Raw genomic sequence first — 6422 nt, forward strand, 5'->3', positions numbered from 1 at the left:
ATAACGACCTGATTTAGATCGCTACGCAAGGATGCCGCCATGCCGTGGATCAAGTTCGTGCATATCGCCGCACTGGTCTGCTGGTGCGGTGCGCTGCTCTACCTGCCCGCTCTGCTGATGGCCAGTGTGCGTCAGCGCACAGACGGGGGGTTCGATCATGATGCCCCGCCGATGCCCCGCTTCCTGTTCAATAGCGCCGCGACCCCAGCCGCGCTGCTGGCGATCGCCTCCGGCACGCTGCTGTTTCTGGTCCACGGCCTGGCCGGGGGGTGGCTGGTGCTCAAGCTCGCTGCGGTTGTCGGCATGGTGCTGTGCCACGCGCTGTGTGGCTGGCTGATCCTGCGCGTCGAGCAGCAGCGCCCCGCTGGGGTCTGGACACTGAGCGCGTTGATTGCGGCATTGGCGTCTGGCTTGATGATCGCGGTCATCTTCCTGGTATTAGCCAAGCCGTTCGCCTGAGGCGCATATCATTGATGAGGAGACGCCGAATGCAGCAAACGCCAGGGAGTCGGCCGCACTCAGTCGTCGATGTCGACCCCTACCGCATGCTCGTAGACCAGCTGGCCGCCGAGCCAGCCGGCCAGGGCGATCATCGCGGCGGTCAGCAGCGACAGCGCCAGTCCCCAGGGCAGCAGGTAGCTGGGATCGTCGAGCCGGAACAGCCAGTTGAGCGAGGCCAGCGAGAGCATCATCACGGCGATGATGGCGTGGCTCCAGCCGGTGATCAGGCGCCGGATGCCCTTGACGGTGACCAGATCGATGATGCCTGCCACGCTGGCGATCCAGCCGCCGAAGGCGCCGACCCCGGCCAGCCACAGGCTGGCGCGCGCCCAGAACGGGTCGCCACTGTAGAGGTAGCCCAGGTCGCTGGCCACCAGGGCCATCAGCGCGGCCACCGGGAAGTGGATCATCACCGGGTGCAGCGGGTGGCCGGCAAACGAGGCGCGGCTCTTGATCGAACGCTGAGGAGTCTTGGGGGAAGAGGTCTTGGCCATGGTCGCGTCCTTTGCGCCAGCGATGCGGTATCTGGCATTCAACGCGTCCCGCGGCGGTGGGTCAACCGTGGTGCGCGCTACCTGGCGGCTGGGCTAGGGCTGACGCTTGCCGGTTGCAGCGGCGACCGCTCGATTCTCGACCCGGCGGGACAGGCCGCCCGCGAGGTGGCCTGGCTGTGGTGGGGCATGTTGGCTTTCTCGACCGTGGTGCTGGTGGTGATTACCGCGCTGTGGCTGTATGCCTTCCGCGGTGGGCGGCGGGTGGACCGCTCCAGCCGCGATGAGCAGCGCATCGCGCGGCGCTGGATCATTGGTGGTGGGCTGCTGCTGCCGGGCCTGTCGATCGTGGTGCTGCTGGCCTTTGGCGTGCCGGCTGGGCAGCGCATGCTGCCGTTGCCGCTGCCCGACGGCCAGCAGGCGGAGCGCATCGAGGTGATCGGCCACCAGTGGTGGTGGGAAGTGCGCTACCCGGAGGCCGAGGGCGGTGAGGTGGTGACCTCGAATCAACTGGTGATGCCGGTGGGCGAGCCGGTGGACTTCCACGTCACCGGCGAGGACGTGATCCACGCCTTCTGGATCCCGCGCCTGGGCGGCAAGATCGACATGATCCCCGGGCGCACCAATGTGATACGTCTCGAGGCCGATTTCGCCGGCGTGTTCGGCGCCCAGTGCGCCGAGTTCTGCGGCGCCCAGCACACCAATATGCAGCTCCACGTCGAGGCCATGCCGCGAGATGACTTCGAGGCCTGGCTGGCCGAGCGCCAGGCGCCGCCTGAGCAGAGCGATGATCACGCTGCGGCCCGCGAGACCTTCGTCGAGCACTGCGCCAGCTGCCACCGTGTGGCCGGCGTGAGCGACGGCCAGCTGGGCCCGGACCTCAGTGATATCGGTGATCGTGTCAGCCTTGGCGCCGGACGTCTGGCCATGGAGGAGGGCGCCATCAGCTACTGGCTGCGCCACCACCAGCAGCTCAAGCCCGGCAATCGCATGCCGTCCCATGACCACCTCGATGCCGAGACGCTGGATGCGCTCGGCGCCTGGCTGGAGACCCTGAGCCCATGAGCGAGACCGCCCACACGGCGACGCCGCAAGATCCCCAGCGCTTGCATGAGGAGATGCAAGAGGTGTGGGGCAACCCGCGCGGACTCAAGGCGCTGACCATCGTCAACCACACCACCCTGGGCCTGCGTTTCATGGTCACCGGGATGGTGTTCTTCCTGATCGGCGGGATCCTGGCGATGCTGGTGCGCACCCAGCTCGCCTTCCCCGACCAGGAATTCATGTCGCCGGAGATCTATAACCAGGTCTTCACCATGCATGGCACGGTGATGATGTTCCTGTTCGCCATCCCCATGCTCGAGGGCCTGGCGATCTACATGATCCCCAAGATGATCGGCGCCCGCGATCTGGTGTGCCCGCGCCTCACCTCGCTGGGCTACTGGTGCTACCTGTTCGGCGGCATCATCCTGGTCTCGAGCCTGTTTCTGGAGATGGCACCGGACAGCGGCTGGTTCATGTATACCCCGCTGAGCAGCGGCGAATTTGCGCCGGGCCCGGGGTCCGACTTCTGGCTACTGGGTATCACCTTCATCGAGATTTCGGCGCTCTCCGCCGGGGTCGAACTGGTCGTCTCGATTCTGCGCACCCGCACCCGCGGCATGTCGCTGGACAAGATGCCGCTGTTCGCCTGGTACATCCTGGCCATGGCGCTGATGATCGTGGTCGGCTTTCCGCCGCTGATCCTCGCCAGCATCATGCTCGAACTCGAGCGCGCGGTGGGCATGCCGTTCTTCGAGGTCGCCGCCGGCGGTGACCCGATCCTCTGGCAGCATCTGTTCTGGCTGTTCGGCCATCCCGAGGTCTACATCATCTTTCTGCCCGCCGCGGGCATCGTCTCGACGCTGATTCCGGTCTTCGCCGGACGCCCCATCGTTGGCTACCGCTGGGTGGTGGTGGCGATCATCGTCACCGGCTTCATCAGTTTCGGGCTCTGGGTGCACCACATGTTCACGGTGGGCATTCCACAGCTCGCCCAGGCGTTCTTCTCCGCGGCTAGCATGCTGGTCGCGGTGCCCACGGCGATCCAGGTGTTCGTGTGGCTGGCCACGCTATGGCTGGGCCGGCCGGTGATGAAACTGCCGATGTTGTGGATCCTCGGCTTCCTGATCATCTTCGTGTGCGGCGGCCTGACCGGGGTGATGCTGGCGCTGGTGCCGTTCAACTGGCAGGTCCATGACACCCACTTCGTGGTCGCGCACATGCACTACGTGCTGGTCGGCGGCATGCTGTTCCCGCTGATGGCCGGCCTCTACTACTGGCTGCCGCTGTTCTCCGGGCGCATGCCCTCCGAACGCCTGGGCCGCTGGGGCTTCTGGCTGACGTTCCTCGGCTTCAACGCGACCTTCCTGATCATGCACTGGACCGGCCTGTTGGGCATGCCGCGACGCATCTACACCTACGAGACGGTGATGGGCTGGGAGATCTTCAACCTGCTGTCGTCGATCGGTGGCTTCGTGATGTCGGCGGGGATTGCCATGGTGCTGCTGGATATCGCGCTGCATTTCCGCTTTGGCCGGCCGGCACCGCGCAATCCGTGGAATGCCGATACCCTGGAGTGGGCCAACACCCTGCCGCCGAGCCCCTACAACCTGGTCAGCCTGCCGACGGTCCATAGTCGCCATCCGATGTGGGATGACCCTGACCTGCCGCGCAGTACCGCTGCCGGCGAGCACGGTCTGCCGGGGGCGCCCTTCGGCCGTCGGGAGCTATGGGGCAGCGACCCTCTGACCGGCAAGCTACGTGAGGTGATCCACATCCCCACCAGCAGCTGGTGGCCCTTTCTGGCGGCCGCCGCGCTGGCGGTGGTGTGCGTATGCCTGCTGGTGCGGATGTACCCGCTGGCCGGGATTGCCACGTTGACGGCGGTGGGCTTGCTGCTGCGCTGGTCGTGGGAGAACGGCGCACATCCCAGGGCCGCGCCGGACGCTCGCGTCGCGCCGGGTGAACCGCCGCTGCACTCGCGCACCATGGACGGGCCGGGGCTATGGGCGATGTCGATCGCGCTGCTCGCCAACGGCTCCTTCTTCCTATCGTATCTGTTCGGCTGGTTCTACCTGTGGACGGTATCGCCTGAGTGGCGTATGCCCGACACGTCGCCGCTGTCGCTGCCGATGATGCTAATGGCCGGGGTAGCGCTGAGTGCCGGGGCAGTATGGCTGGAGAAACTGGTGAACGGCCTGCGTCGGCAGGATGACCGCGGCCTGGCGTCAGGGATGTTGGCGATCACGCTGCTGGGCGGTGCGCAGGTGGCACTGCTGGTCTGGGTGATCTGGCAGGCCGATCTTGCCGCCACCGAGACGGCCCATGATGCGGTGCTGCTGCTGGGCCTGATCTATGTGCTGCTGCACGGCGCCCTGGGTGCGACATTGACGCTGTTGCAAGCACTGCGGGTCGGTTACGGCTACGTCAGCGCCGAGGTGCCTTTTGAGCCGGCCGTGGTGGCAAGGCTGTGGCGCTACAACCTAGTGGTCTACTGGATCGTGTTGTTCGCCGTGGTGGTGATGCCGATGTGGCTGGGGGGTGGGGCATGATGCGCCTGGCATTGACCCATCCGCTGCATTTGGTCATCGGGCTGACGCTATGGAGCCTGTGGTTCGTGGCCATCTACGGCGGGCTGTCGGTGGCCTGCGCGGTGGCGCCGCCGGCCCCGGCGCAGGGTGCGCTGACCGCCATCAACGGCGTGCTCGGCCTGCTCACTGCGGCGACCACGGCGCTGCTGGCGTGGTTGGCCTGGGCCTGCTTGCAGGCGGCCCGCGACGAGCTGGGCAGGCCGCGCTTCGTGGCCGCGGTATCTGCCGGGCTTTATCTGTTTTCGGCGGTGTCGACGCTGTTCGTGGGGATTCCGGTGATTGGCGTGCCGCCGTGTCTCTAGCGGGGCATCTGGCTGGGCGACGGCAGCGACCATCGCGAGGACGCTGGGCCTGCCACGCTGCTATACTCCCGCCAGCGCTTTTCCCCCTATGTTAGGAGCGATCCCATGCAGAACGCCGTGATTCTGATCAACGCCGAGAAGGGCAAGATCAAGGCCGTGGCCGAGCGTCTGGCCGACGTCGAGGGCATCAGCGAAGTGTTCTCCACCTGTGGCCGCTACGACCTGGTGGCGATTGCCCGGACCCGCGATTTCGAGGGCCTGGCGCAGCTGGTCACCGAGCGCCTCGATCAGGTCGAGGGGATCCGCGAGACCGAGACCCTCAATGCCATGCAGGTTCACTCGCGTCATGACCTCGAGACGATGTTCTCGGTGGGTTGGTGAGTACTCACTGGGGCGTGTCGGTAGCCTGATGCTTTACCAGCGCGGCCCGGTTTCACGGATGATCGAGAGTCAGCAAGTGTTCACTACATGAAGCGACGCATATCACGCTGGCGCCGTCAGGCGCGTGGCATCGGCATCAGCCTGGTATTCGTGCTGGTCGGCACCGGCCTGTGGTACACCCAGGAGCAGGAGTACCGCGACCAGCTGGTATGGATGGGCGTGCCGACCTGGGAGTCGCCGACGCCCACCAGCCTGCATCGGGTGCTACGCAACGACGGTTTCCTGGTCGGCTGGTCGGATCTGCGTGTCAATCCGCTGTGGGTCAGCTATAGCCTGCACGCTGTGGACGAGCCGAGTGCCGGCCCAAGACCCAATTTCCAGCGCGACTGGCGCACCCTGTGGCCGATCGCGCCGGACAGCTACTTCGGCAGTGGTTACGACCGCGGCCACCTGGCGCCCAACTATGCCATCGCCGTGGTGCACGGCGCCGAGGCCCAGTCGCAGAGTTTCCTGATGAGCAATATCTCGCCGCAGCGGCCCGATCTCAATCGGCGTCTGTGGCAGCGCCTCGAAGAGGCGGTGATCGACCACTTCGTGCCACGCTTCGGGGTCGTGCAGGTGATCACCGGCCCGGTGTTTCCCGAGCGCTTCATGGACAACCTCTTCAATCGCGTGGGGCTGGTCGAGATTCCCGAGGCCTTTTACAAGATTCTGCTGGTGCCCGCCGAGCAGCCGCTGGCGCTAGCCTTCATCATGCCTCAGGAGGTCGCCGGCGATGAGCCCCTGGGCGACTATCTGGTCAGCATCGACGAGGTCGAGGCGCGCACCGGACTGAACTTCTTTCCCAATCTGCCCGCGGCCGAGGCGCAACGCCTGGAGAGTCGGGTGGTCACCGATGGTTGGGGGCTGGAAGAGGTGGCCAGGTTGCCGGGACGCTTCGAGTAGCCATTGCAAGCTATCGGAAAGCATAGATCACCGCCCTGACGCTGATCGGGGTGGTTGATGGAAGATAAGCAGTGCGGGGGGGATTGACGATGGTGCCCAGAAGAGGACTTGAACCTCCACGTCCTTACGGACACTAGCACCTGAAGCTAGCGCGTCTACCAATTCCGCCA

The 6422-nt window shown here is 65.7% G+C and carries 7 protein-coding genes and 1 tRNA gene; 6 read left to right on the forward strand and 2 right to left on the reverse strand.

Annotated features, from left to right (window positions below; translation table 11 throughout):
- Positions 1 to 39: 39 nt before the first annotated feature.
- Positions 40 to 459, forward strand: coding sequence for a CopD family protein (locus BLT16_RS11865; RefSeq protein WP_089658723.1), 420 nt, complete (start codon positions 40 to 42; stop codon positions 457 to 459).
- A 59-nt stretch (positions 460 to 518) separates the two neighbouring features.
- Here the strand turns inward: BLT16_RS11865 and BLT16_RS11870 are convergent, their stop codons facing one another.
- Positions 519 to 995, reverse strand: a complete 477-nt coding sequence (locus BLT16_RS11870) for a DUF2231 domain-containing protein (protein WP_089658724.1) — start codon at positions 993 to 995, stop codon at positions 519 to 521.
- Positions 996 to 1127: 132 nt separating this feature from the next.
- Between BLT16_RS11870 and coxB the strand changes: the two genes are divergently transcribed.
- The 5 genes from coxB to BLT16_RS11895 all read left to right on the forward strand — a co-directional run bounded on the left by coxB (position 1128) and on the right by BLT16_RS11895 (position 6252).
- A complete protein-coding gene (gene coxB / locus BLT16_RS11875) occupies positions 1128 to 2057 on the forward strand; it encodes a cytochrome c oxidase subunit II (protein WP_340148261.1) in 930 nt (309 codons plus the stop codon).
- Positions 2054 to 4585, forward strand: a complete 2532-nt coding sequence (gene ctaD / locus BLT16_RS11880; RefSeq protein ID WP_089658725.1) for a cytochrome c oxidase subunit I — start codon at positions 2054 to 2056, stop codon at positions 4583 to 4585. The genes coxB and ctaD overlap by 4 nt, the downstream gene beginning before the upstream one ends.
- Positions 4585 to 4926, forward strand: a complete 342-nt coding sequence (locus tag BLT16_RS11885; RefSeq protein ID WP_089658726.1) for a hypothetical protein — start codon at positions 4585 to 4587, stop codon at positions 4924 to 4926. The genes ctaD and BLT16_RS11885 overlap by 1 nt, the downstream gene beginning before the upstream one ends.
- Before the next feature lie 105 nt (positions 4927 to 5031).
- On the forward strand, positions 5032 to 5307 hold the full coding sequence (locus BLT16_RS11890) for an Lrp/AsnC family transcriptional regulator (protein ID WP_076746515.1): 276 nt from the start codon (positions 5032 to 5034) through the stop codon (positions 5305 to 5307).
- An 87-nt stretch (positions 5308 to 5394) separates the two neighbouring features.
- Positions 5395 to 6252, forward strand: a complete 858-nt coding sequence (locus BLT16_RS11895) for a DNA/RNA non-specific endonuclease (RefSeq protein WP_089658727.1) — start codon at positions 5395 to 5397, stop codon at positions 6250 to 6252.
- A gap of 90 nt (positions 6253 to 6342) precedes the next feature.
- Here BLT16_RS11895 and BLT16_RS11900 read toward each other — a convergent pair.
- Positions 6343 to 6422 (reverse strand) — tRNA-Leu (locus BLT16_RS11900).

This window comes from Franzmannia pantelleriensis, assembly GCF_900102875.1.
Taxonomy (GTDB): Bacteria; Pseudomonadota; Gammaproteobacteria; order Pseudomonadales; family Halomonadaceae; genus Franzmannia; species Franzmannia pantelleriensis.

Bases quoted from the DNA above. Each gene is read 5' to 3' on its own strand.
- BLT16_RS11890 (WP_076746515.1), top strand. From the start codon at position 5,032: ATGCAGAACGCCGTGATTCTGATCAACGCCGAGAAGGGCAAGATCAAG.
- BLT16_RS11865 (WP_089658723.1), top strand. From the start codon at position 40: ATGCCGTGGATCAAGTTCGTGCATATCGCCGCACTGGTCTGCTGGTGC.
- BLT16_RS11885 (WP_089658726.1), top strand. From the start codon at position 4,585: ATGCGCCTGGCATTGACCCATCCGCTGCATTTGGTCATCGGGCTGACG.
- ctaD (WP_089658725.1), top strand. From the start codon at position 2,054: ATGAGCGAGACCGCCCACACGGCGACGCCGCAAGATCCCCAGCGCTTG.
- BLT16_RS11870 (WP_089658724.1), bottom strand. From the start codon at position 995: ATGGCCAAGACCTCTTCCCCCAAGACTCCTCAGCGTTCGATCAAGAGC.
- BLT16_RS11895 (WP_089658727.1), top strand. From the start codon at position 5,395: ATGAAGCGACGCATATCACGCTGGCGCCGTCAGGCGCGTGGCATCGGC.